Here is a 25,830-nt window from a genome sequence, read left to right as displayed (position 1 = left end):
TTAGCTACCTACTAAGTCTCTAACTAAGCGAAAACCGGTAATTTCATCAGCACTACCCGTGTGACTGGTAAGCGCTGAACTGGTACAAACATCCATAGACGTTTGATACGATCCACCCACTGCGGCAACTTTTTTACCCGAAAGGTAAACAAGCTCTCGCGCATTACCTGCATAATTAATTACGCCCCAGGTATTCTGTTTACCTGTAGTCGTTTTAATGAGTTCATTACCTTTGTTAATACCGCGCGAACTGATTTGACAGTTACGATTCGAATCAAGTTGGTTATCTTTTGATTGCGCAGCATGAAGCCATTCGTGCTTGTGTGGTAGACGATATTTTTTACCCGTTGTTTTACTTAACCAACTAATGTAATTAGTCATTTCCGCTAAGCTAATATTGGTAACAGGCAAACGTTTACTGATACCAAAAATAGGCTTACAGACCCCAGATTTAGTACAGTAAAGATTATATTGTGATATTGAAACTTCGTATCGACCAATGGCAAATGCTTTAATTTTGTCATTGCCAGGTATCACGACCATCGTTGGTCCGGTACCACCAACTTTTAAGGTATCTTTACAGACAGCGCGAGATCCACGAGCACCTAATCCAGCAATAGACAGCTGACAACCATCTTTTTCTTTAATCACTACCGAGGCTATATCTTGATTATTAGCAAACAACAACAACGCATAACGCTTCGCATCTTTAGCATAATCAGGACTCACTTGTCCCATAGTAACAAGACAAGAGGCTACACTTTTGGTGATTGTTTTTTCCGCTTTTTTATAACGGGAATAATCTAAGGTTCTTAGTTTTTCAATGGCAATTTTGAAATCACGCATGTTTAAACGCTGCGTACAGGCCAATTGATCATTTACGTTGATCATGGCTAGGTTATAAAAATTGGTCGTGCTTTTTTTATCCGCTAATTCAACCTGTTTAGCTTTATTCACTTTTGCGCTTTGCGCTGCCTTTCTTTTTCTCTCAAGGCTAGCTAAACGATTAGCTTGCTCAGATTTTTTATCCGCTGCTTCTTGTTGCGCTATTTTTTGCGATAAATTGAATTTCTGCTGATCTAACTTACTGAGATCATCGCTATATCGACTGGCACTAGCGATTAATGCATTAGCGCGTGAAAAACTTGCCGCTCCGATAGCCTTAGCAACTTGCCCTAGATATAACTGATAGATTTCTTCGCGCTTAGTAAAGTACCAAGGCGTCGGCTTTTCAGGAAATAATTTAGCGAGGGACTGTACTTCTTCCCACAACGAACCTTGCCACTCAGTTGAAAAGCTTGGCGAAGCAATAAAACGTTCGATGTTTTCTTGTAGTACCTGATAACGAATTTTAAATTCAAGCTGCGTCATCAACTCTGCTTGTGATACTTTTGGCTCTTCAAGCTTAGTAAATTCATAATAAGCAAATCCAGAAGCGGCAACAGCTACCGCAAAGGTGACTCCGAGCAGACCACTTGCTTTTTTCTTTTCGGTAATTTCATTATAAAAAGCTTCAACAGAGACTATGCGATCTTTTCTCTCAAAAGCTAACGCTGCTTCGATGGCTTTCCAGTAACGTTTTTTAATACCTTGAATACGCTTAGGCTTTAATTTTTTATCATAAGCTTCATCTGCAGGTAGGCGGGTAAAGGGATGATCGCCAGTAAGCATTTCATAGGCAATACAACCCAAAGCATAAATATCATCACGCACGTCAGGGACTTGCCCTAATAACATTTCACGACTGGCATAAGCTGGCGTAAGTGCGCCTAAGTTACCGGCATCAAACACGGTACGGTCTTGCTCATTATGACTACGGTCAATTTTTTGCACCGCTCGCGCAATACCAAAATCAAATATTTTTGCAGTGCCATTTTCGGTAACAAAAATGTTGCCTGGTTTTAAATCAGAATGCACTATATCTTCGTTATGTGCGTGGATAAGCGCTAAACACATACCTTGAAGAATGCTCCACGTTTCCTTAGGCGGTAAACCCGTGGCATGATATTGCTTTACCATTTGATCAAGAGGTTGGCCAACCATGTATTCCATGGTCATAAAAACAACGTCACCATCACGATCAAAATCGTATACTTTTACCGTATTATGATTGGCAATATGCTGGGCTTTTTTCGCTTCACGTTGTAAGGAAATAAAGGCTTCAGGGTGAGTTCTAAACTCTTCACTTAATACTTTAATCGCTACGTAAGGGTCTTTGTCTTGTGCTTCAACTTTTAATAAATCTTTGGCCTTGTACACAACCCCCATACCACCGATACCTAAAATTTCTTCAAGCACAAAACGGCCTTTAAGCAATTTCCTTTCTTCACCTGAACTATCAATCGCAGTGGTGGCATTGGCGGTATAAGCGGTATTGGTTATATTCGTGTCTTGAGCTTCACCTTGACCATTAATAAGATCAACCGCGCTATGATTAGTATTGTTGGTACTTTCGTTGCCGAGAGTATTGTGATTAGTGCTGGTATTAGTATTGTCATAAGCACTTGCTGATGATGAATTCGATATGGCACTTTTTGTACCAAAGCTACTTGGGCTAAAACGCGTCGCATCATCGGCAACCACATTTTTAATAACTTTTGGTGGTACACGGGCAGCAAAAACTGTTTTATCGGAATCAGCCATATTTGGGCTAACATCAGTTTCAACGAGTACTTTAACCGCTGCTTTAGGAGGAACTCTTGGTGAAAAAACAGTTCTATCTGAAGCTAGCGTCTCGTTGGCAGTTATCTTGGGAGAGAGTCCGGCCTCTTCACTATGAGTAACAGCATCAAGACTTTCACTGGCAACAGCAGCATTTTTTGATTTAGCAATAGCAACGGCTTTAGCAATAGCCTCTGCTTTGCTTTTAGAAATAGGTTTTCTAAACACAGTTTTGGCTTCATCTTGTGTTTCAAAAGGCTTAGCAACTACTTCAGAGGGTTTATCTGCTACAAGCGGCTTTCTAATTACGGTTTTTGCCGCTTGATTTTCATGATTCGGTACATCTGTTTTATCACTTATCTGTGTGATTACCGCATCATTTTTATCTTGGTCATTGATTGACATGACTAGCTAAGTACTCCATTACGCTTATACACTGACATTTTGATGAATGCCTTTAACCAATACCACTGAAACATTATCAGAAGCTTTGTTGTTTAATGCGGTTTGTATTAAGTTATTTACTGAACTATCCAAGGTGCTTTCGCGCAGACATTGCATAATCTCATCGTCTTCAACGGCGTTATACAAACCATCGCTACAGAGTAAAAACTGATCGCCGACTCTGACATCAAAAACATCAACATCAATATCAATACGCTCTGAAGTGCCCACTGCACGAGTAATTACATTAGCTTCAGGATGAGTTTTAGCTTCTTCTTCAGAGATTAAACCTTCACTAACGAGTTCTGCAACGTGGCTATGATCTCGACTTAACTGGCTAAGTTTATCGTGTCTAAAACGATAAAGCCTAGAATCTCCTGCCCATAAACAAACGCCAACATTGCCCTTAATTAACAATGACACAAAGGTACTACCAATAATTCGACCATTTAACTGTAAACGTGAGTATTCTAATAAGCAGTTATTGGCATCTGTCACACTGTTTTCAATGTCATTAACGAACGCATCTAAATTGCTTTTTCTGCTCAGCTGACTTAAGTTTTCAACGATCATTTGGCTGGCCACACTGCCGCCGTCGTGACCGCCCATACCGTCAGCTACCGTCCACAAGCCAATTTCAGGTTGACATAAAAATGAGTCTTCATTTAAAGGTCTTACTGTACCCACATCCGTGGCACCTTCACTCACCCACATCAATGGGCGTCTTACCGTTACGTCGTTCATAGTTTATTTCTTTATTTGATTCTTTATTTATTACTTAACATGCCTATGTATTCAACTAAGTAGCTTGCTGTTAACGTCACCTTCGAAGTCTCTGATCGAAGATCCATCACTTTTTAAACACTAGATCCCCGATTAATACACCACGGGGATGACTTCCTTGAGCCATGTACATAGCAACGTTACTAAATGACTTCATTATCCGCACACCTACTTGGCGATATAGGTTTTTGGCCAGCCCCAATGCGCCCAATTACCATCTATCATGGCCGGTAATTGGCTTGCTGGTGGCAATGATTGCACACTAAAAAGACAAGGTGATATATTCTCTGAGCCACTCGTTGACCAAACACTGTAACTATTTAGCGTTGAGGTGAACATGCTATCGAGCAAATGGGCATAGACATTCATTGGTAATTCTTCTTCGAATTGAAAATCTATGTGCTGACTACTTGTTGATAACTGCTGCCCTGTTTTGCGGTAGGCCATCGGCACCATAACCGCTTGGTGATTAGCTTTTTCAAGCAATTCTTCAAGAGAAAACTGTCCATCAAGTGCTTGTAACGCTAGCTCTTCAATATGTGCAAACCATCGACCATTACTTGACATAAACTCAAGCGGGTTAATGTCATTATTCAGCGGCACAACAAGTGTAAATGGATAATAACGACCGACCTGATCAACACTAGGCAATACTATTCCTGCCCAGTTATTTTCATCAACAACACCTGCTGATAAAACAAAACGCCAAATAGGGCTGGTTAAATAAATGTCTAACCACTGCTCGCCAATTTGCTCTTTTGAGCTTGAGACAAAAAGCTGCAACCATTCATCCCAAGTAGTGATAAATTTGGTCGGTAGATTACGGTGAACAAAGTCACCGTAGCTCGGTAATTTACCGTATAAACCTAAAGGTATATCAGCGTTCACTAGATCCTCTCAGGGCATTTAAACAAGCTTAATAATTTCTTTTCAAACGGGTTATTGATACTTTTCGCTTTGATTTTATAAGAAATATTGTGTTTAGCATCAAAAGACTGCCTTTCATCATCACTGTTATTTGAAATGGCATAAGTCACTAAATAAGTGCTAGATTCATTCGTTTTGGTCAGTTTTGATTGAGCTAACAACCTAAACCAAGCCCATGGACCTTCAAACGTTTCACTATGCTGTTGCTCATTTAAGTCTTCAAATACGATACGCACACGGCTTTGTTCGCTATCAGCTGACCATTTCAGGCTTTTCCAAAATTTAGGTCCGTGGCTATAGGTTATTCTGTTATCACCCACTTCAAGCATAAATCTGACATTGTTTTTTGGCATTGCATCAGGTTTTAAGCTAAAGCCTAAACTGGGTGTTTCAGCGCTTTCTCTGAACAAGACACTTTTAATTTCTAAGGCGCGCTGTATTTGTCGTAACGTGCCTTTGGATAAGCCTACGTTGTACTTATCAATGGTTTTATTTTTCCAACCATTACGCGTGGTAATGAACGGCTTAACGTTCTCTTGGTAAAAAGCATCAACAGTACCGTTAGCTTTGAAAAAGGTAACAAAGTCAAATAATGCAATATCGTTATCTGAATTCTCAGCTACCGGATAACGACCTTCAATGCTGTCCATGTAAGCCTGGTAAACGGTATTTCGCCACTCATTATCAATGTGTTGATGCGCAGAGAGTAGTATCACTCGCCACGTTTCATCTGCGAGGCTAGTTAACCAACGCTTAACCGGTTTAGGCATATTTTTTGCGTAGGAGTGCAGCGCAGTAATCGCATTATCCGCACCATTTTGATAGCGTGCTTTCACTAATTTAAACGCTTTTCGACTAGGATCTGGCGCTAAACTGATGCTATTTACCATTTCTTGCAGCTGAGATATTTTTAACAACGCTGTGTTTATTGCAGCAGGCTGCTTTTTACTTTCACGCAACAAGACATTAAGACTTCGATATCTTTTATCTACCGTGGTCCACTGGGCTTTCGACGCAGCAAAATCAGCCAACGCACCTGTGATGCCGGTTGAATTGTCATCAGACACGTTAGCTGCCGCTTGGCTCGATAGCTGAGTATTATTTGATGTGACATTAAGTATTGCTACTATCGGTGAATATATAGGGTCTGCAAAACTTGACAATAAGTTACTGGTTTGTGAAATGTTTTTAACCGGTTTTACATTTAAGGCATCATATATTTGTTGCCAATGTTTATTATAGTCAGCTAGATAAAGTGCCTTCACTTTTTTACTGATGTCATCAAGATCATCACTAATAAATGCAACTTCTTGTTTAGCTTCATCATGAAGTAACCATCGTTCGTTTGCGATGCTAACTATAAGTTCAGAATCAGCAGAGAAATCTATTTGGTCATAGCTGGTTTTAGTAAATAACATCGGAATGGTTAATTTAGCTTCAATAGCCGGATTAACTCGATAACTGTCTTGTACCGCACCACCCATTTCAGCAAGCATATTAATCGGTTGTGCGTACTCAGCTTTAGTGCGAATACGTTGATAAATACGCTGTGAGATTGGCATATGTAATAAACGCTGCCTTGTTGAAGCAACTAAGGGTTTGTTCAGCTCTGCGGGTCTAATCGTTAAGGCTAATAACGCCGTTAAATGAGCCTCAAGTGCCTGTTTATTTTCTGTTTGTTGAGCAAACTCATCTTGCCATTGATTTAAAAACCATTCTTGAACAAGTGTTCTATCCATATGCTCAAGTTTGTTGAACATAATGTAGGTTCTAAAAGCGCTATATAACTGCTCAGTCGAGCCACTGCTTTTTAAATGTATCTCAACATACTTCATTAGTTTTGGATAAAAGACATGGGTTAAGTGACTTTTATAGGCATCATTTGCTGCTTCATCAACGCTAGTATCATACATACCTAAGCTGTTTAGCCATGGATTTTGCTCTTGATCATAGACAATACTGGCTTTTGCTAAGGCATTAAGCGTTGGTAAGGTATTGCGAATATCTGAAGACCAACGGCTTTGATTTTTAGCTTGTTCGTTATATTCAGCGACATAAGTTTCAACTTCATGCATATGACTTTCATGCTGAGTAAAAGCGCCGGTCCAAAGTACAACTAAGGCAGCCGAGATGCCCGCCATGGTGGTGTAAGCAACACGCTGCCCCCATTTAATCACTTTTTCATAAAAACGATTCGCGCCCACCAGCTCTGATTCAGTAAAGATAACATCTTTGAAAAGCTTGCCTAAAAAGTAACTTTTGCCTTGTTGTAGTGGCGAATGGCCACCCGTGTTAGCAAAGCCAAAATTAGACGAAACCGAGTTCATTAGACGATCGATAGGTGTGCCATCTTGTATACCGCTGGTAAAATAAACACCACGCAGGTATGGCTGTAAACTGTATCGGTTTTGTGCAAAAGTTTGTTGAACAAAGCTATCAACCATGTCTTGCAGGTTTTCCATTTGCTGTGGAAAACCTTGAATAGCACTACGGCGTTTAATATCACGCTCGTTGTGTACTCTGAAAAGCACACGCTGATATAAACCCTTAATGATATTTTTGTATTCTAGCGTTAATTTTTCAAAATCAGGTGCTTTTGACGGCTCAGGAGAATCGGGTAAAGAAATACCTAATACTTGCTCACGCTCTTCTTTGCCTAAATCTTCGAAAAACTCACTGAAACCTGAAACTAGATCACATTTAGTGAACATCAAATAAACGGGGAAACGTACTTCAAGTTTTTCCATTAACTCGTCTATGCGACTTCGAATAAGCTTCGCATGTTTAGCACGTTCTTCTTCAGTTTGTGTTAATAGCTCCTGCAAACTAATTGCGACAATGGCGCCATTAATAGGTCTTCTACGCCTATGTTTTTTAAGTAGACTTAAGAAACCTTCCCACGCTGAACTATCAACCACTTTATGACTATCTTGTGTGGTGTAACGACCCGCTGTATCAATTAAAACTGCATCATTGGTAAACCACCAATCACAATTTCTTGTGCCGCCAACGCCTTGTAATGCGCCTTTTCCAAATTGCTCGGCAAGGGGAAAGTCTAAACTGGAATTAACTAAAGCGGTTGTTTTACCTGAGCCAGGAGGCCCAATAATAATGTACCAAGGTAATTCGTATAATGCCGCTTTTGATCCGCCACCATTAAAGTTTAGTTTTTTCAAGGTAGTTAATGCTTGGGTAAAGCGCTCACTCATCTGGCTCATTTCATCTGAGGTTTGATCGGCAATAAGATCACCCGCAGACTCTTCTTGTGAGTTCTGTAAATCATTAACTAGGTTGTTATTACTCTGCTTCTCTTGATGTTGGATTCGTAGGTTATTAATGCCCCACAGTAGAGAGATCACTAAAATAGTTATTAATCGGGCGCTTTCTGATAAGAGCGGCGCGGTATTGTCTGCACCAAATTTAAACGCTGGGCCGATAAACCAAATAAGTAACGCTAAGATGATTAAACCAATAACGGAGATGACAATTCTATTTTTAAAAAAAGCGATAATATTTTTCATTAAATACTCAGATAATTTTTAAACGACTTGCTTATAACGACTTAGGTGACGGCTTAGTTGACTTCAAGCCTTTTACAACTTGGTTATTGTCACTTTTTATCTCACTAAGCTGCTGACTTACTGAGCTTGAAGATTGGTCTAACCAATACCTAAAGCCTGAATAAGTTAACGCCATAAGCCCGACGACTACACTGGCAACTACCCACATAGGCACGTAATTTAAAAGCGTATTTTTAGAGTGAGCTAAGCCTTGCCAGCAAGGTGATAACGAGCGTTCATACTCACCTCGATAACTGCGGATAATATAAAATAAGTCATCACGTAATTGTTCTAATTGATCTCTACCGCGTGCCACAACACGATATTTGCCTTCATAACCTAAGCTAAGACAAATATAAATAAGTTCAAGCACTTCAATGTTTTCAGCTGGGCTATTACGTAAACGGTCTAAAATGGCAAAAAATTTCTCACCACCCGCTGTTTCTTTATGAAATATGCCTAATAATGTTCTTTGATTCCAAGAGCTTTCAGCGCCCCATGGTGTATTGAGTACCGCTTCATCTAAGATGGTACACAGCAGATAACGAGCGACCATCACGGTATCTTCTTTAACGCCGACACTGCGAGCCTTGGTATCAAAAGTCTTTATTTCACGGTCAAGCTGTTGGTGTAAGCTGCCAACATTAGGGTGACTAAGTGATTCTCGCGTTTTTGAAAATACTGCTAATAAGGTAGAAGCCGCGTTAACTAACGGGTTTAAGCCGTAAGTGGTAGAGAAATCACCTGGGGAATCATGTCTTGGCATGCTCACCTGTTGAGCCGGCTGAGCATGATAGGGCTGATGAACCGGCGCTTGAGCGGGTTGATTCGATGGTGCTCGCCCACCTGGCATTGGACGTACTACCGTGCCATCACCTCGGTTAATAGGTTGTCTAAATACCGTTTTATCTGCATTATCAACTGACATATTCATTCCTTTGAGGTAAGTGAATTATTGGCGTATGGACCAAAGCTCAAGTTCTAATCCTGGGTAGTCAGCACCAATATGGAAGGCAAACCCTCCTGAATGACTGAGTTCTTTCCAGAAGTCATTATTTCTTTCAAGCTCGAAGTAACAATAACCCGCATGATAAGGGATTTGTCTTGGTGCGACAGGTAAAGCTTTAAGGGGAATACCCGGCATAGCCGCATTTACTAATTGGCGAATACGCTCCACTGGACCCACTTTAACGGTGGCTGGAAATTGATTTCGTAAGTTATTCTCAGGGATTTGAGCACGTACAGCCAAGACAAAAACGCCGGTACTAAGCAAGGTTCTATCGGTTATTTGCGCAACTCTAATACCAAATTTCTTTTCAATAAGTGGCATTGAAACAGCAGTTTGCTCGTAAACCATGCTCAAACATTGTCTTAATGAAGTCATTACCGGGGTAAATGTTTGTTGTAAATTACCATGTAAATAAGCACCGAAGCTTGGTGGTCTTTTGGTTTCGGTAACAAAGGTAGAGAATTCACCCACCATTTGCACTAACTCGGTATATAACTCGAGTGGATGCAATGTTTGCAGTGTTGATAAATGTGCAGCTAAAGGCTCAAGTCGATTGATCATTTGCAGCATCATATAATCAGCCACTTCAGCTGTACCGCCACGTTGAGTATCCGCTAGACGGCCGGCAATTGACTCGCCACGATGATGAAGTAAACCAACAAGTTCAGATAGAAATCCAGACAATTTTAACGCTGCAGTACAATCAAGACAGGCCGGAATATAGTTATCATCAAGTAAGACGTTTTTATCTTCTCTTGTTTCAACAATTTTAAGTAAACCTATCGTGGCGTAACCGCTTAAATCATCAGAGCCCAGTAATAACCGTAACCTCGGTTTTCCTACCGCAATATCTAATGATTCTCCACCATCAAAAGAAACATCTCTAATGGCCTGTTTTGAGGAATAATAACGCGCTACTCCTTGTGAATCATCATTAGATAGGATCTCAAGTGCGCCAGGACGTTTAACCGGTATAGCAAGGTAAACAATTTGATTGGTGGTGTTTTCAGGTACTTCAAATACATCGGGACGATCGTTATGATCAGGAAAACTAAATGGCGTACCATCAGGGAAAATACCCGACGATCTTATTAGGGATATTTTCCCTAATTTAAGCAGTTCTTGGTCTAGGTCGAGTTGATTAATACCCCAAGCATACGCTCCCATCGCTGAGCATTTACCTTGAATATACTTTTCTAAGTAACGTTCTTGCTGCTGGAAATGGTGAGGATTTAAAAACATCCCTTCTGACCAAACTACTTTGCTATCTAGTGACATAAGATCCTGCTATTTTTATTATTATTCCATTGACCGTAGTTCGCCTTCACTGCCACTTTTAAGGACGTGAGATGGATACAGTCTACAAACGTAAATTCTATTCTTCTATATGCCTAATGCAGTTAACTCAGGAGCTTGCTGTAAAAGTCATCTTCGAAGTCTCTGATCGAAGATGACTTTTACAAACTGGTCCCCCGATTAATACACCACGGGCATGACGTCCCTGATCCATCGGCATAGGCATAGGCATAGGCACGTTATTTTATTCTTACAATACTTATTCTTTTAATTTTGTACTATTTCAACAAAATCATATTGTTTTCAAAAAGCTGTACTTTTGCCGTTGAGCTAACAACGTTAGTTTCGGCTACAGGAATAATGACTTTATATTTAGCATCTTCATACTGTAGAAATTCAGCGTACAAGCCGATAAATTTTGTGCCTTTGCTTAAGACAAATCTTCCTGAGCGATCTTCATTCGGCTGAATAGGCTTCAACGACTGTTGGCTAATCATCGTTTTACCTAATACGTCTGCATCTCTTTCATATAAGTCGATAAAATTGGCATTTTCAAAAGCCTTAGTTGACTTCAATTCGTACATTCTGACAATCAGTGGTGAAGATATTTTACTGTCATCAGGGTTAACACTTTTGTCTACCACAAAACTCAATTTCAAATCAGTATCAAGGTCGAGTAAGCTGCCCACTTTACTATTTACTGAAGTGCAAGAAATAAGTGAAAACGCGATTGCGGTAACGAATAATATTTTACTGATATTAAATTTTCTCATTTTGGTTCCGTTATGCCTCGTAAATTAGTTAATTGACTCATCTTTATCGCTTTCATTTGGTGAAAGCCTTGCACTGATTAAGCGTTGCATTTGGTCTTCATACGCTTGTACAAAGTCATAACCAAACAAATGCTGAAAAGAATCATCTAGATTTTCGGTTAAACCTTGATGATATTCTTTATAGGCTGACCAACGTTTGCTTCTTTGCCCTAGGCTTAGCAAACTTGAACTCTTGTACTTTTCAAAACGGCTCTCTAAATTACTTGGATCAAATCGTTCTATCATGCCTCTAAATGCTGCTTGCATCCCAGCAATCACCGCCACTTGATGTTCAGCTATACCTTGAAAACCTTCTCTTACTGCATCAACAGGCGCTTTGTAAGCATTGTTCTCTTTGATGAACATATTTTCCATCGCATCATCTATATTGGCGGAGAATTTTAATGGGTTATTTTCAACAGATTGAATGGTAGTCACGTTGATTCTAAATTCTTCTTTAATTTTCTTTCTAAATTTTAATACTCGCATCATGCCTTGCATGGTTTCACGCATTAACAATCCGACCATTTCATTTATTTCAGCGACTTTTTTATCATCTAGATTCCACTTCGCTAACCCCATAGCATTAACAACACTATGGGTTTCACCTCGGCTATTAATCGCTGCACTTGGCGTAGCTTGCGTTGAATTCGCCTGTAACAATTGCTGTTTCAATTGTTCAACTTCACTTTGTAACTGTTGGTTTTTCAATTTTAGCTGGGTATATTTTAGCTGGGTATATTCAACATCCGAAGGTTTACCTGCTGGCACCGCTACGGCTGCAACGTTAGCTTCATGGTTTTGGTTTTGGTTTTGGTTTTGGTTTTGGTTTTGCGGAGCCTGATGTACTGGTGTTCCATTGGCTGGTGCTTGCTGTACTGTTGCTTCATATATTGGTGTTTCATAAGCAGGCTTTTGTTGCACTGGCGCTACATATGCTGGTTTTTCATAGTCAGGAATAACTTGAGCTGGTGCAGTAACTGCTGGACCAAAATCAGAAAGTAGATCCTCGTCATCCCAATCATCAGGAATTAAGCTAGTGTCCTGATTTGCCGAAGGCCAGCTAATAGAATCAGTCGCTACATTATTACTTTCAATTGACGTGCTGGTACTGGCTACAAAAGAATCTTGAACATTATTTTTTGACACATGACTACTTTGTGAAAAGTCATCAAGGCCATTTATTGGCATTGCAAAAGGATCATTAGCCGATTGGGCATTGTCTAATAATTCAAGAGGATCAATTTGTTCCGCATCAAAAGCTGATAATGGATTGTTAGCCGAATGACTTTGATTGATGCCTGAAGCAAAAGGATCGTTGTTTGAGAAGCTTGATGGACTTGACGACATAAAATCATCTTGCCCTGATGCAGGAGCACTGACTTCATCAAAATCAGAAAAGTCCGCAAAAGGGTCTGCATTGTTGTTATTTTCGAATATATCCGCATCAACCATCGAATTGGGAATATTAGCGATAAACTCATAATCACTGATAGTAAAATGATCACCATCATTTAAGGCTATTTGATTATCATTACCAATGGGCTCAGATGCGCCATTAATAAAAGTACCATTAGTACTTAAATCAGTCAGGAAATATTGTTCTGCTATACATTCGATTTTGGCATGAACAGATGACATATATTTATTAGGATCATCTAATATCCAAAAGTTATTACTGCCGCGTCCTAGCGTTCCACCCGCCTCTGGAAATGTATGGTTTGACTGACCTACATTGACATTGCTTGGTGAGTTAATAATGGTTATTTCAATTGGCATAAAATCATTCCTTGATAAGGAACCTCATCATCATTATTAATCAAAGAACTTCATGTTCTTACTCGGTATAAATAATTAAATTATCTATTTATTTATTTTATTCATGCATTACTGCCATACCGCAAAGTAGCGGGTAATTTAAATGGGGCCTAACATTATAAAGGTGTTAAACCTATGTTGTTATATGATGGATATTTTAGACTTTAAGACGTGGTACATAAGATTAATAACGGCGTTGAAACTCAACAACCAACGTATGTATTACTACAAAATTAAAGTGTACTACCAACTGAACAGATAAATTGACGTTCATGTTACAGATGATTAATATGAAAAGCCATCAAAATTAACATTGTAGCATTATCCCTTTGTACAATAACTCTCGCAAGATAAAACCCGCCAACACCACCGACATAAGCCACTAATTTAATTGAAATTAAGTGATTTTTAACTATTTCCAAGCTGTTGAAAGACTTGCTAACCAATGTAATTATATTGTTAATAAATATTTATCGCATCTATTGCAAATAAAGCCATTACATAATAATCTTCTCAGCCAGAAGGACTACATAACACTAAATATACGGAGATCATAGATTCAATGCCCTCACCTGCACTAATTGATATTTCATACCTGCTATCCCCTATTGAAGGTGAACTTAGCGTTGGTAATGACCCACGTATTGATACAGCTTATTCTTCAAATTATTCCCAAATAAAAGACGCAAGACGTGCAGCCCGCGATGCTGAACGCAATAACATGTTTGATGGTGACAATACTGAAGCACAAGAACACTGGGGGAAAATATTTTCATTAGCGCCCAAATTGATAGCGACTCAAGCTAAAGATATTGAAATTGCCTGTTGGCTTACCGAAGCGTTAGTAAGAAAATCTGGCTTCCAAGGCCTTAAAGATGGCTTTACCTTAATCAGACAATTAATTGAAAACTATTGGGAACAAGGCTTATATCCAGTAGAAGATGAAGATGGCATTGAAACTCGCGTTGCGCCTATAGCGGGATTAAACGGTGAAGGTGCCGATGGCGTTTTATTAACACCTATCCGTAACTCGTTTATTACCGAGGATGCCGCTTCCGAACCCTACTCTTTTTGGCAATATCAGCAAGCAGTAGATGTTAGTCGCATGTCTGATGAAAATAAACAACGAAACCAAATAGAAAGAAATGGTTTTTCAATGGACAACATTGAAAAAGCGGTGGGTCAATCTTCAAATGAATATTATGCAAATTTATATGATGATATCGATGTATGTATCACTGAATACAAAGCCGTTGATGCGTTATTAATTGAATTGTGTGGCCGTTCTGAAGCGCCACCAACCAGTAAGATAATTGAACTGCTTGAAGGTGCTAAAGGTGCGATCAATCACATAGCGAAAGCTAAGCTACCTATTGTTATTGAGACCAGTGAAAGTGATGAACAGAGTGATGAATTGATCGATCAACCCGAAGTCACTGCAAACGCTTCACAATCAAATAATATTACTGCCGCATTGAACTCACGAGACGATGCATTTAAGCAACTTAATATAATTGCTGACTATTTTAAGAAAACAGAACCACACTCACCTATATCATTTATGTTAACGAAAACAGTGAGGTGGGGGAATATGCCGCTTGAAGAGTTGATGAAAGAGTTAATTCCTGATTCGTCTTCAAGAGATACCTATAGCTCTCTTACCGGAGTAAGTGTTGACGACGATTAATATTTTTTCAACGTATAAGCTGTCAAAACTTATACGCTGATGAAAAGTTATTGTTAACAATCAAATTAATTTTTATACACGGAGAAAAACATGAGTGAAAGTATTCATAACAAACTGAAAAGAGTAAGGAAACCTCGCGTACACATTACTTATGATGTGGAAACGAATGGCGCTGTAGCTAAAAAGGAATTGCCTTTTGTTATGGGTGTCATGGGTGATTATTCTGGTGATAATACCAAAGATAAAAAAGCATTAAAAGACAGAAAGTTTTCACAAATAGACCGTGATAACTTTAATGACATCATGTCAAAAACTGCGCCTAAGTTAAATTTACAAGTTGAAAACACGTTAGCGGGTAATGGCAGTCAAATGGAGGTTAATCTTAACTTTAACCACATGGAAGACTTTGAACCGCATAAAATTGTCGAACAAGTTGAACCGCTTAAAAAATTACTACAAACACGTGACAGATTACGTGATTTATTAAGTAAAGCGGATCGCTCTGAAGAGTTAGAAGACCTTTTAGAAAACATTCTAAATAATACTGAAGCGCTTTCTACTTTATCTGGTGAGCTAGGTGTTGATGCTAATAATGAAGGAGATAAGTAATGTCTATTGAAGAAACTTTATCCAACCAAGCAGAAGCAAGTGCTGGTGATGTAGTAGAAGCTAGCTTTTTAGAACAAGCTATCTCAGCAACTAAACAAACCCCTAGAGACGAAACCGAAGCATTATTAAAAACGCTTACGCAAGAAGCAATGAACGGCACTGTTTCTTGGGATAAAAGCTTAACGGTTACCATCAATGCTGCAATCGATGCTATTGACGTTGCTTTGTCTACTCAGCTTTCTGCGATTATGCAAGAGCAAAAGTTTAATAAACTTGAAGGCTCATGGCGTGGTCTGCATCACACTGTGATGAACTCTGAAACTAGCTCACAATTAAAAATTCGTGTGCTTAATATCAGTAAAAAAGAAATTTATAAAGATCTTGAAAAAGCGGTTGAATTTGATCAAAGCCAGACCTTTAAAAAGATTTACGAAAGTGAATTTGGTACGGCCGGTGGTGAACCTTATGCAGCATTAATTGGTGATTTTGAATTTTCATCTCATCCAAATGACGTAGATTTATTATCAAATATCTCAAATATCGCTGCCGCTGGCTTCTGTCCATTTATTGCGGCTACTGCCCCAGAAATGTTTGGTTTTGAATCATTTGCTGAATTGTCTAAACCACGTGATTTAGAAAAAATCTTTGATTCTGCTGAATACATCAAATGGCGTAGTTTCCGTGACAGTGATGATTCACGTTTTGTTACCTTGACTATGCCACGTGTATTAGCACGTTTACCTTACGGTCAAGATACCAAGCCAATTGAAGCATTCAACTTTGAAGAAGGTTCGCTTGATGAAAGGGGCAATCAGCTTCAAGGCAAACATGACAGTTACTGTTGGATGAATGCTGCTTACGCAATGGGCGCAACATTAGCAAAATCTTTCGCTGAATATGGTTGGTGTACAAGTATTCGTGGCGCTGAAGGTGGCGGTAAAGTTACCGGTTTACCAAGCCATACTTTTGTTAGTGATGATGGTGATGTTGATCAACAGTGTCCTACCGAAATTGGTATTACTGACCGTCGTGAAGCTGAATTAAGCAAGTTAGGCTTTTTACCGTTATGTCATTATAAAAATACTGATTACGCAGTATTCTTTGGTGCACAAACGACTCAAAAACCTAAAACGTTTGATGACCCAGATGTAACAGCTAACTATGCAATCTCTGCTCGTTTACCTTACATCATGGCAACTGCACGTATTGCACACTTCTTAAAAGTAATGGGCCGCGATAAAATTGGTTCATTTGTTGAAGCATCTGAAGCTGAAGAATGGCTTAACAAGTGGATTAACAGTTATGTAAATAACAGTTCTGATGCGAGTGCTGAAATGAAAGCACAGTATCCATTAAGAGAAGCTAAGGTAGAAGTTAAAGAAGTTCCAGGTCAGCCTGGCTCTTATAGTGCTATTGCACATTTATGCCCTTGGTTACAAATGGAAGAGCTAAGTGCTTCCCTTAGACTAGTCGCTAAGATTCCAAAAGCTAGCTAATTGAACTACGTTAGGTAATATCATTTGGCTAATATCGCCAAACGGTATTACCTGCAACTATTAAGGGAATAAATAATGAAGCAGGGTGTTACTTTTACCAAAGACGATAAAGCATTGATGACGATTGCCAATTATGCGCAACTGTCATTGGCTTTTATCGATCAGTTAAAGCAGCGCCCTCTATTATTTGTTTCCTTATTATTCAATTACTTAAAGCTAACACTAACCTTATCGTTAACACATCCAACAATAACGCTTTATACGTTCACTGCTTTACCAAGCAAAACTTAACGTGGCCTACTCCCCAATACTAATGAGCAACCCTGAATCAACTCGGCTTGATTCGGTACTTCTTGATGAGGTATTGGAGCAATCGGCTTACATCACTAATTTAACGCAGCTGCTCGCTGAAAAAGACGATACCAAAGCGTTACAATACTGCATTGAAAACTTTGTCGATAAAAGCAAGTTAACGTCAGCCAAGACGGTACGAAATGCCTTACTTAGACTTGTTGCTGATATTGATGAGCAAATAAATGAACAAGTAAATCAAATTATTCATCATGCCAGACTGCAAAAGTTAGAAGCCTCATGGCGCGGCTTATGGTTATTGGTTAAGCAAGCTGAAGGTTACCAAAGCATCAAAATAAAGATGCTTAATATACGCTGGACTGAAGTGGTTAAAGATATCAGTAAAGCCATGGAATTTGATCAAAGTCAGCTATTTCAAAAGATATACAGTGAAGAATACGGTACGCCTGGCGGTGAACCCTACGGCGCCATTATTGGTGATTATGAAATTAGTCATCGAGTAAGCAAAGATCATCCCACTGACGACATTGCCACCTTAGCCGGTATTGCACAAATTGCTGCCGCCTCTTTCTCGCCTTTTATTACCTCAGCCTCGAGTGATTTATTTGGTATGGATGACTTTTCTGGCTTGGGTTTACCGGTCGATTTTGAAAAAGTTTTTAGCCAAACAGAATACATTAAATGGAATGCCTTAAGAAAATCTCCTGATACCCGTTTTATTGGTTTAGCCTTACCGAAAATATTAATGCGTCGTCCTTATCAAACAACGATGGGCAGTTATAAAGGCATTAACTTTTATGAAAAAAGCGCTCGCCATGGTGAAAACAATTTATGGGGCAATGCCTGTTACGCCTTCGGCTGCATATTAATCAGAGAATTTGCCGATATCGGTTGGTTTGGTCATATTCGCGGCGCACCTAGAAACCAACTTTCTGGTGGTATTTTTAAAGAGCTAGCGGTAGATAGTCATGCGACCGATGCCAATGATATTGCGGTTAAACCAACGACTGACGTCATTATTACTGACGCTATCGAAAAGAACATTAGCGAACTGGGCTTCATTCCTCTTTGCCAGGGTTATTTATCGCCTTACACAACATTTTATAATAACCAATCACTGCATAAGCCAAAAAAATACACGACGTTAGATGCAACCACCAATGCTCAAATATCGTCAATGTTACAACATGTTTTATGTGGCGCAAGAATATCGCATTTTATTAAATTGATGGTCAGAGACAAAGTCGGTTCTTTTATTAGCGCAGAGAAATGTGAAGATCACATCAGACAATGGCTAATGAAATATACCACTGGCAGTGAAGATCTTGATTGGGAAGAACAAGCAAAATATCCTTTAAAAGAAGGCTATGTACGGGTAAAAGAACATCCAAATAAACCCGGCCACTATTTATGCGTTATCCATATACAGCCACATTATCAGCTTGACCAAATGGTTTCAGAGCTGGAACTAGTGACTGAACTAGCCTCTTTTAGGAAGTAACGATGGCACGTATTGATAAAGACAAGAAATTACGCCCTTCCATTTTAGATCGCCTTTTTGATGATGAACCTCACAATCAGGTAGAAAAAAAATTGGAACATCACCAAGTATTAAAACAATTACGCCGTAGTATTCGAAGAGATCTAGAGTCTCTGCTTAATACCCGTTTTCACCTGATACAACCTAGCAGTGACTTGGTAGAAGTTGAAAAATCACTTTTCAATTATGGTTTACCTGACCTTGCCACCGTTAACATTATGGATATTGAACGACGTAAAAAATTTATTATTCACTTAGAAGGCACCTTAAAAATTTATGAGCCTAGATTTAAATCGGTCAGAGTCTCTTTTATTGAAAACGCTGACAGCATAGACCGCACCTTACGTTTTCGTATTGATACGGTTATTTATGCCGATCCACTACCAGAAGTTGTGGTTTATGACTCTATACTCGATTCTGTTACGCGCTCTGTAAGCGTTAAGGAACTTTAACTATGTCCGATGAACAACGAAATTTCCCGATATTGCCTGACGTAGTGGTTTATGAGTCTATGCATGGTTCTCTGCTTGATTCTGTTACTCACTCTCTTATTCAAACAGAAAGCGTTAAGGAACTTTAACTATGTCCGATGAACTGCTGCCCTTTTATGAAAAAGAGCTGGTCTATATACGCCAGCTAGGTGCTGAATTCTCTAAAGAACACCCGAAAATAGCCTCGCGTATCGGTATTAATAACGACAGCATTGAAGACCCACATGTTTCGCGTTTGATTGAAAGCTTTGCCTTTTTAAATGCCCGTATACAGCACAAACTTGATGATGATTTTCCTGAAATAAGTGATGCTTTGCTTGGTACTCTGTACCCGCATTATCAACGCCCTATTCCAGCAATGTCTATTGTGCAATTTGTTGCCGACAAAGAGCAATTAGACTCAAGTTACACCATTGCTAGCGGTACTTTATTAGAGACAACGCAGTTTCAAGGTGAGAATTGCCGTTTTACCACCAGTTATGAAATCCCGTTATTGCCGATAGAAATAACATCAGCCACTTTAATGGCTAAGCCTTTTTTCACCCCTGGTTCAGCGAGTATTAGAGGCGCGGATAGTGTACTTAAGCTATCACTTAAAACCTTCTCTAAAGAGTTAAACTTTGCCGATTTAGCTATAGATAAGCTACGTTTTTATCTTAAAGGACAAGCACAGCATATAAACCCGCTCTATGAAATGTTACTCAATGATTGTAACCGTACTTTCATAGCGACTTCTGAAGACGATATTCACCCGATTGATTTGGGCATCAATGCGATTCAACCAGTTGGCTTTTCAACGGATGAAGGCATGTTGCCCTACCCGGCGTCCTCTTTTATTGGTTATAGATTATTAACCGAGTATTTCGCCTTTCCAGAAAAGTTCATGTTCATTGATATTGTTGGTCTCGCTAAAAAATTAGCAAATCATGATGGTGATACCTTAGATTTTTATATTTATCTTAACGATACCAATGTCGAACTTGAACATAATATTGCTAAGTCGACCTTCAATTTAGGCTGTACACCGGTAGTGAATTTATTTGCGCACAGCGCAGATCCGATAAAACTTGAACATACTCAGCACGAATATAAAGTAACGCCTGACTCACGCCGAACAAGAGGTTATGAAGTTTATAGTATTGATCAAGTGACCGCGTCCTCTTATTACGGAGACGATGTTGATTTTCTACCTTTTTATGGCATGAATCACGAGCAACAAGAAAGCAATTCCCATGCATTTTGGTTTGCAGCCCGCCGTAATGCCAAACTTGATACTTATGACCGAGATGAGGGTACAGACGTATTCTTATCGTTAGTGGATTTATCGTTTAATCCAAACATACCTGAAGATCGTACCATCACCATTGAAACGACTTGTAGTAACCGAGATTTACCACAGAAGTTACCTTATTCAGTCGGTGAGTCACAATTACAATGTACCGACAGTGCGCCACCTTGTTCCGCAATTCGTTATCTTATGCAGCCGACTCAGGTCATTAGACCGCCTTTAAGAGATCATGCTAGATGGCGATTAATTTCTCACTTGAATTTAAATTTTTTATCGTTAACCGGTGGTAATGACGCCTGCTTAGCCTTAAAAGAAATACTGCGTTTGTACGACTTTAAAGGCTCCGCTGTTACCCGCTCGGTAATAGAGTCCATTACAAAAGTACATGCAAAACCGATCAGCGCGCCTTTAACTATTGATGGTTATACCGCGATGTGTCGAGGTATAGAGATAACCGTAAACATTGATGATTCGCTATTAAGTGGCAGCAGTGTTTTCCTATTTTCAAGCATGTTAGAACACTTTTTTGGCTTGTATTGCTCTATTAACTCTTTTACTCGACTACTGATAAAAACAAAAAATAAAGAAGGCTACTTAAAGAAATGTCCACCGCGAGCTGGCGAAAAAATACTGCTGTAATAGATACATTAGCTCAGCATCCATACCAGTTTTCTTTTAAGCAAGCTGTCAGGGTGATTGAGCGCAGTAATAACTATAACGACATGGTTGAAGTTTCGGCAATTCAATCTGTGGGACGCTTTATGCCTCCACTATCTGAATGTATCCGTTTTACCAGCCGTCAATCGTTATCGTTTCCTTCTTCTGAAATTTCATCCGTTGAACCTTTATATCAAGATAATAAAGAGAATAATCAATGGAAAATGGAGTTGAATTTTATTGGTTTGACCGGCAGTAATGGCGTATTGCCTTATCACTATACTGAGACGGTATTAAAGCGTTTAAAAGTTAAAGATAAAACAATATCCGAATTTTTTAATTTGTTTAATCACCGAACCGCTTCATTGTTTTATCAATCATCGGTCAAATATTTTGCCCCGTTAGAGTATGAACGTTGTCGTTTAACTCAACGTAACAATACTCAAAGTAGTAACGGTCAAAGCGTTAATACTCAAAGTAGTAATACTCAAAGTGTTGACATTCAAAGCGGTCAGACTAAAAAAAGTACACGTAATCAAGCGAAGACCCAAACCGATAATTTCACCAAAATGTTATTGGCGTTGGTTGGCCTAGGTACTGATAACCTGACCGACCGTTTATACACCAAAGACGAGTCATTATTACGCTATGCGGGTTTACTTAGTAGTTCTGTACGTAGTGCATCAGGTCTTAAGCAAATCCTTGAAAGTCACTTTGAATTGCCGGTCGAAATAAAAGAGTTTGTTGGCCAATGGCAACCTTTAATAGACGATGTCAGAACAAGAATGCCACTTAACGGCGCTGCTGGACAAAATAATCAATTAGGCAGAACGGTAATGTTAGGCAAAAGTGGTTTTTTTGCCCAAGGAAAAATTAATATTATTTTAGGCCCCTTAACGGCCAAACAGTTACAAAAATTCACCCCGCAAACACCTCATCTTAAAGCACTGGATGAGTTGGTACGCTTATATTTAGGTTTTGAACAAGATTATAGTTTCATCTTACGAACGCTCAAAAAAGAACTACCTAGTCAGGTAAGTTTTGCCTCGAAAAACAAACCAATTTTAGGCTGGACCAGTTGGTTATCGAGTAAGAGCATAAGCAGCGAACATGACAATTCCGTGGTAGATATACCGATATCAGTGAGATAAAAATGCATCTTTTTTATAAATATTTTACCGTTAACAAAACAGTAGCTCCGCCAATGTTAGTCATGTTGTTACTGCTGTGTTTGGTTTTCCTCAATGCTTGTTCGTCAAGCAGAAGCGCTAATGAATTAACCGAGATTACCATACTGGCGCAAGGTGAGAATATTAACAGTCGTCCTGAAATGACAGAAGCATGTAAGGGCTTTTATGTCAGTACTGAAAAGTTAAAAAGTTTTTACCTAAATTCAGCACTAACACATGATAAACAAGCCAGTAGCAATAAGAGAGAGTTGCCCTGTTATTCTTCTGGCATTGCTTTTTTAGCTGATGAACAAATCCATTGGGTTCTTCGTGCTGGCGGTGTCGGTGAGTTTTATAATGGACAAAAGAGTTTTACCAAAATTTGCGGCATCTCCTGCTGCGACAGCGTACAAGGCGTTTGTTAGTACCAACAAACTTACCAAAGTAAATAACATCACGTGAACAATAGGGAATAGATATGGTTACAATTGATTTAAAATCATTAGTCGGTAGGTTGAATGAAACCTCTCGTAATGCGCTAGAAGGAGCTGCGGGACTTTGTCTTTCACGTACTCATTATAATGTTGAGATTGAACACTGGTTATTAAAATTATTAGAAGTACCCGATAGTGATATCTTGGCTATTTTTGATAAGTTTGACATTGACCTTGGCAGACTTCATCAAGACCTAAATAGAGAGTTAGATCGCATTAAAGGCGGCAATACTCGAGCGCCGGCATTATCTCCAAGTATTGTTGATATCAGCAAAAATGCCTGGATGCTTGCCTCGGTTGAATATGGTCATGGCATAGCGACATCAGCTCACATTCTAACTGCCTTAATGCTTGACGATAGTATGCGTCAATCAACCTCAGCATTATCAGGTGAATTAAAGAAAATTCAACCTGAATCATTACGTGAAGTAACGCGCGCAATTGTTGGTACCACGGCAGAATCTTTATCGAGTGCCATGGGTGATACCTCTACCGGTCGTGCTCCAATGCCTGGCACACCAAGTAAAACACCATCATTAGATAAGTTTACCGTGAACTTAACCGAAGATGCCAAGCAAGGCAAAATCGATGCTATTTTAGGCCGTGATGAAGAAATCAGACAAATTATTGATATTTTAATTCGTCGTCGTCAAAACAACCCTATTTTAACGGGTGAAGCGGGGGTTGGTAAAACAGCAGTAGTAGAAGGTTTCGCTTTGCGTATCGCTTCGGGTGACGTACCTGACGCACTGAAAGGTGTATGTGTTCGCTCACTCGACTTAGGCTTATTACAAGCCGGTGCCAGTGTTAAAGGTGAATTTGAAAACCGTTTGAAATCTGTAATTGCTGAAGTAAAAGCCTCTCCACAACCTATCATCATGTTCATTGATGAAGCGCACACTTTAATTGGTGCTGGTGGCAAAGAAGGCCAAGGCGATGCAGCTAATTTATTAAAACCTGCTTTAGCACGTGGCGAGTTACGCACCATTGCAGCAACGACCTGGGCTGAATACAAAAAATACTTTGAAAAAGACCCGGCATTAACACGTCGCTTCCAAGTAGTAAAAATTGAAGAGCCTAGCGAAGAAAAAGCCATTAACATGATGCGCGCAATTGCTGAAGTATTACAAAGTCACCACGGTGTTCGCATCATGGATGAAGCCATTGTTGATTCAGTGAAATTATCAAGCCGTTATATTACTTCACGCCAGCTACCTGATAAGTCGGTTAGTTTACTTGATACCGCTTGTGCACGCGTTTCATTGAGCCAAAGCTCGACCCCTGAAGCGGTTGAAAATACTCGACGTAATATTACTCAAGCGCAAACAACGATAAAATCGTTAGAGCGTGAGCAAGCGACTTTAGGCGACCATCAGGAAACCATTGATGAATTAAATGCTCAGCAAGTTTCTCTTAGCGAATTATTAGTTGCTCAAGAAGCACAATGGCAAGAAGAGCTCGGTGTGGTTGCTAAGATTCATGGTTTGCAACAACAAATAGAACAGAGTCTAGCTAAATCTGAGAAAGCTATTAATGCTAACTCTGAGGGTGTTAAATCTGAAAATACGGTAGAAACTAGCGCTGAAGCAGCTTCATCGACTGAGAAAAAGCAAGAAACCAAAATATTAACGGCTGATGAAATTGCTGCGACTAAACAAGAATTGCATAGCTTAATGGCAACCTTAACTGACATGCAAGGCGATGAGCCCATGATTCAAGTTAACGTCGGTAGTCAAGCCATTGCTGAAGTAGTTGCTAATTGGACCGGTATTCCTGTTGGTAAAATGGTTTCCAACGAAATCAAATCAATTATGGGTCTAAAAGATACCTTACAAAAACGTATTATTGGTCAAGACCATGCATTAGAAGCTATCGCTGAATGTATCAAAACATCACGTGCTGGGTTAACTGATCCGCGTAAACCCGTTGGTGTATTCTTTATGGTTGGCTCAAGTGGTATTGGTAAAACCGAAACTGCACTAGCACTGGCTGATGAGTTATACGGTGGTGAGCAAAATATCACCTGTATCAATATGTCAGAGTTCAAAGAAGAGCATAAAGTGTCTATGTTACTTGGCTCTCCTCCAGGTTATGTTGGTTATGGCGAAGGTGGTGTATTAACCGAAGCTGCGCGTAGAAAACCACACAGCATTATCTTACTTGATGAAATGGAAAAAGCGCATCCAGGTGTGCAAGATATTTTCTATAACTTATTTGATAAAGGCACCATCAAAGATGGTGAAGGTCGTGATATCGACTTTAGAAATACCATTATCATTATGACGTCAAACGCAGGTGAAGAGCATATTCGTGCTATTTGTGCGCAAAGCGAAGAATTGCCAGATCCAGATGTATTGTTAGATAACTTTAGACCTCAGTTACTTAACTACTTCAAACCAGCATTTCTTGGCAGAACGACCGTTATTCCTTATTACCCATTAGGTGATGAGAACTTACTGAAAATATGTAAAATCAACATGAATCGTATTGCTAAGCGCGTTAAAGAACATTACAACGCGACCTTTACTTTTGATGAAGAAGTAATGTTGCATATTCTTGCCCGATGCCAAGAGGTAGATACCGGCGCGCGTAATATTGAAAATATTTTAACGCGTACGCTTTTACCGGCAATGGCTGTTGAGTGTTTAACTAAACTCTCGAATAACGAAGAAATATCGAATATTGAAGTCAAGGTTACTGAAGACGGTTTATTTACTTACCACCTCACGTAGCTCATTACTCAATAAGTGACTCAGTAAGTGACTTAAAAAGATAAC

Annotated in this window: 19 protein-coding genes; 11 read left to right on the top strand and 8 right to left on the bottom strand. The window is 39.4% G+C overall.

The window, feature by feature from the left end; genetic code table 11:
• From CXF85_RS11995 to tagH, 8 genes are all read right to left on the bottom strand, one after another.
• Positions 1-3,066, bottom strand: coding sequence for a bifunctional serine/threonine-protein kinase/formylglycine-generating enzyme family protein (locus CXF85_RS11995; protein WP_101228784.1), 3,066 nt, complete (start codon positions 3,064-3,066; stop codon positions 1-3).
• A 24-nt stretch (positions 3,067-3,090) separates the two neighbouring features.
• Positions 3,091-3,849, bottom strand: coding sequence for a PP2C family protein-serine/threonine phosphatase (locus tag CXF85_RS11990; RefSeq protein WP_101228782.1), 759 nt, complete (start codon positions 3,847-3,849; stop codon positions 3,091-3,093).
• Positions 3,850-4,056: 207 nt separating this feature from the next.
• On the bottom strand, positions 4,057-4,776 hold the full coding sequence (tagF, locus tag CXF85_RS11985; RefSeq protein ID WP_101228781.1) for a type VI secretion system-associated protein TagF: 720 nt from the start codon (positions 4,774-4,776) through the stop codon (positions 4,057-4,059).
• Positions 4,776-8,336: a type VI secretion system membrane subunit TssM gene (gene tssM / locus CXF85_RS11980; protein WP_101228779.1), complete on the bottom strand. Its 3,561-nt coding sequence runs from the start codon at positions 8,334-8,336 to the stop codon at positions 4,776-4,778. Before tssM ends, tagF begins: the two co-directional genes overlap by 1 nt.
• 31 nt (positions 8,337-8,367) lie before the next feature.
• The gene (icmH, locus tag CXF85_RS11975; RefSeq protein WP_101228777.1) at positions 8,368-9,303 is read right to left on the bottom strand and encodes a type IVB secretion system protein IcmH/DotU; all 936 of its coding nucleotides are present in this window, start codon (positions 9,301-9,303) and stop codon (positions 8,368-8,370) included.
• Positions 9,304-9,327: 24 nt separating this feature from the next.
• Positions 9,328-10,662, bottom strand: a complete 1,335-nt coding sequence (gene tssK / locus CXF85_RS11970) for a type VI secretion system baseplate subunit TssK (protein WP_101228776.1) — start codon at positions 10,660-10,662, stop codon at positions 9,328-9,330.
• A 296-nt stretch (positions 10,663-10,958) separates the two neighbouring features.
• The gene (gene tssJ, locus CXF85_RS11965) at positions 10,959-11,453 is read right to left on the bottom strand and encodes a type VI secretion system lipoprotein TssJ (RefSeq protein ID WP_101228774.1); all 495 of its coding nucleotides are present in this window, start codon (positions 11,451-11,453) and stop codon (positions 10,959-10,961) included.
• Between the two features lie 24 nt (positions 11,454-11,477).
• The gene (gene tagH / locus CXF85_RS11960; protein ID WP_101228773.1) at positions 11,478-13,271 is read right to left on the bottom strand and encodes a type VI secretion system-associated FHA domain protein TagH; all 1,794 of its coding nucleotides are present in this window, start codon (positions 13,269-13,271) and stop codon (positions 11,478-11,480) included.
• A gap of 601 nt (positions 13,272-13,872) precedes the next feature.
• On the opposite strand from tagH, the gene tssA reads away from it, so the two are divergent.
• The 11 genes from tssA to tssH all read left to right on the top strand — a co-directional run bounded on the left by tssA (position 13,873) and on the right by tssH (position 25,785).
• The gene (gene tssA, locus CXF85_RS11955) at positions 13,873-14,997 is read left to right on the top strand and encodes a type VI secretion system protein TssA (protein WP_101228771.1); all 1,125 of its coding nucleotides are present in this window, start codon (positions 13,873-13,875) and stop codon (positions 14,995-14,997) included.
• 90 nt (positions 14,998-15,087) lie between these two features.
• Entirely contained in the window at positions 15,088-15,606 is a 519-nt protein-coding gene (gene tssB, locus CXF85_RS11950) for a type VI secretion system contractile sheath small subunit (protein ID WP_101228770.1), read from the top strand.
• Positions 15,606-17,102 (top strand): type VI secretion system contractile sheath large subunit, encoded by a 1,497-nt coding sequence (tssC, locus tag CXF85_RS11945; RefSeq protein ID WP_101228768.1) that lies wholly within the window; start codon positions 15,606-15,608, stop codon positions 17,100-17,102. Before tssB ends, tssC (CXF85_RS11945) begins: the two co-directional genes overlap by 1 nt.
• Before the next feature lie 75 nt (positions 17,103-17,177).
• Positions 17,178-17,393: a hypothetical protein gene (locus CXF85_RS11940; protein WP_101228767.1), complete on the top strand. Its 216-nt coding sequence runs from the start codon at positions 17,178-17,180 to the stop codon at positions 17,391-17,393.
• Between the two features lies 1 nt (position 17,394).
• Complete coding sequence (tssC, locus tag CXF85_RS11935; RefSeq protein WP_198555618.1) at positions 17,395-18,915, top strand: type VI secretion system contractile sheath large subunit; 1,521 nt, start codon at positions 17,395-17,397, stop codon at positions 18,913-18,915.
• A gap of 2 nt (positions 18,916-18,917) precedes the next feature.
• Positions 18,918-19,406, top strand: a complete 489-nt coding sequence (gene tssE, locus CXF85_RS11930; protein ID WP_101228765.1) for a type VI secretion system baseplate subunit TssE — start codon at positions 18,918-18,920, stop codon at positions 19,404-19,406.
• Positions 19,407-19,408: 2 nt separating this feature from the next.
• The gene (locus tag CXF85_RS23305) at positions 19,409-19,534 is read left to right on the top strand and encodes a hypothetical protein (RefSeq protein ID WP_269801177.1); all 126 of its coding nucleotides are present in this window, start codon (positions 19,409-19,411) and stop codon (positions 19,532-19,534) included.
• Positions 19,535-19,536: 2 nt separating this feature from the next.
• Entirely contained in the window at positions 19,537-21,372 is a 1,836-nt protein-coding gene (gene tssF, locus CXF85_RS11925; RefSeq protein ID WP_101228764.1) for a type VI secretion system baseplate subunit TssF, read from the top strand.
• Entirely contained in the window at positions 21,336-22,541 is a 1,206-nt protein-coding gene (tssG, locus tag CXF85_RS11920; RefSeq protein ID WP_101228763.1) for a type VI secretion system baseplate subunit TssG, read from the top strand. Before tssF ends, tssG begins: the two co-directional genes overlap by 37 nt.
• A 2-nt stretch (positions 22,542-22,543) precedes the next feature.
• On the top strand, positions 22,544-22,984 hold the full coding sequence (locus tag CXF85_RS11915; RefSeq protein WP_101228762.1) for a hypothetical protein: 441 nt from the start codon (positions 22,544-22,546) through the stop codon (positions 22,982-22,984).
• 53 nt (positions 22,985-23,037) lie between these two features.
• Complete coding sequence (tssH, locus tag CXF85_RS11910; RefSeq protein ID WP_101228761.1) at positions 23,038-25,785, top strand: type VI secretion system ATPase TssH; 2,748 nt, start codon at positions 23,038-23,040, stop codon at positions 25,783-25,785.
• The last annotated feature ends 45 nt before the right edge of the window (positions 25,786-25,830 follow it).

This window comes from Colwellia sp. 75C3, assembly GCF_002836255.1.
Lineage (GTDB): Bacteria > Pseudomonadota > Gammaproteobacteria > Enterobacterales > Alteromonadaceae > Colwellia.
The sequence above is the reverse complement of the archived record's forward strand: the minus strand, read 5'-3'. Positions and strand labels throughout refer to the sequence as shown.

Bases quoted from the DNA above. Each gene is read 5' to 3' on its own strand.
- tagH (WP_101228773.1), bottom strand. From the start codon at position 13,271: ATGCCAATTGAAATAACCATTATTAACTCACCAAGCAATGTCAATGTA.
- CXF85_RS11990 (WP_101228782.1), bottom strand. From the start codon at position 3,849: ATGAACGACGTAACGGTAAGACGCCCATTGATGTGGGTGAGTGAAGGT.
- icmH (WP_101228777.1), bottom strand. From the start codon at position 9,303: ATGTCAGTTGATAATGCAGATAAAACGGTATTTAGACAACCTATTAAC.
- CXF85_RS11995 (WP_101228784.1), bottom strand. From the start codon at position 3,066: ATGTCAATCAATGACCAAGATAAAAATGATGCGGTAATCACACAGATA.
- CXF85_RS11940 (WP_101228767.1), top strand. From the start codon at position 17,178: ATGAAGCAGGGTGTTACTTTTACCAAAGACGATAAAGCATTGATGACG.
- tssB (WP_101228770.1), top strand. From the start codon at position 15,088: ATGAGTGAAAGTATTCATAACAAACTGAAAAGAGTAAGGAAACCTCGC.
- tssA (WP_101228771.1), top strand. From the start codon at position 13,873: ATGCCCTCACCTGCACTAATTGATATTTCATACCTGCTATCCCCTATT.
- tssH (WP_101228761.1), top strand. From the start codon at position 23,038: ATGGTTACAATTGATTTAAAATCATTAGTCGGTAGGTTGAATGAAACC.
- tssJ (WP_101228774.1), bottom strand. From the start codon at position 11,453: ATGAGAAAATTTAATATCAGTAAAATATTATTCGTTACCGCAATCGCG.
- tssC (WP_101228768.1), top strand. From the start codon at position 15,606: ATGTCTATTGAAGAAACTTTATCCAACCAAGCAGAAGCAAGTGCTGGT.
- CXF85_RS23305 (WP_269801177.1), top strand. From the start codon at position 19,409: ATGTCCGATGAACAACGAAATTTCCCGATATTGCCTGACGTAGTGGTT.
- tssF (WP_101228764.1), top strand. From the start codon at position 19,537: ATGTCCGATGAACTGCTGCCCTTTTATGAAAAAGAGCTGGTCTATATA.
- CXF85_RS11915 (WP_101228762.1), top strand. From the start codon at position 22,544: ATGCATCTTTTTTATAAATATTTTACCGTTAACAAAACAGTAGCTCCG.
- tssE (WP_101228765.1), top strand. From the start codon at position 18,918: ATGGCACGTATTGATAAAGACAAGAAATTACGCCCTTCCATTTTAGAT.
- tssG (WP_101228763.1), top strand. From the start codon at position 21,336: ATGTCCACCGCGAGCTGGCGAAAAAATACTGCTGTAATAGATACATTA.
- tssK (WP_101228776.1), bottom strand. From the start codon at position 10,662: ATGTCACTAGATAGCAAAGTAGTTTGGTCAGAAGGGATGTTTTTAAAT.
- tssM (WP_101228779.1), bottom strand. From the start codon at position 8,336: ATGAAAAATATTATCGCTTTTTTTAAAAATAGAATTGTCATCTCCGTT.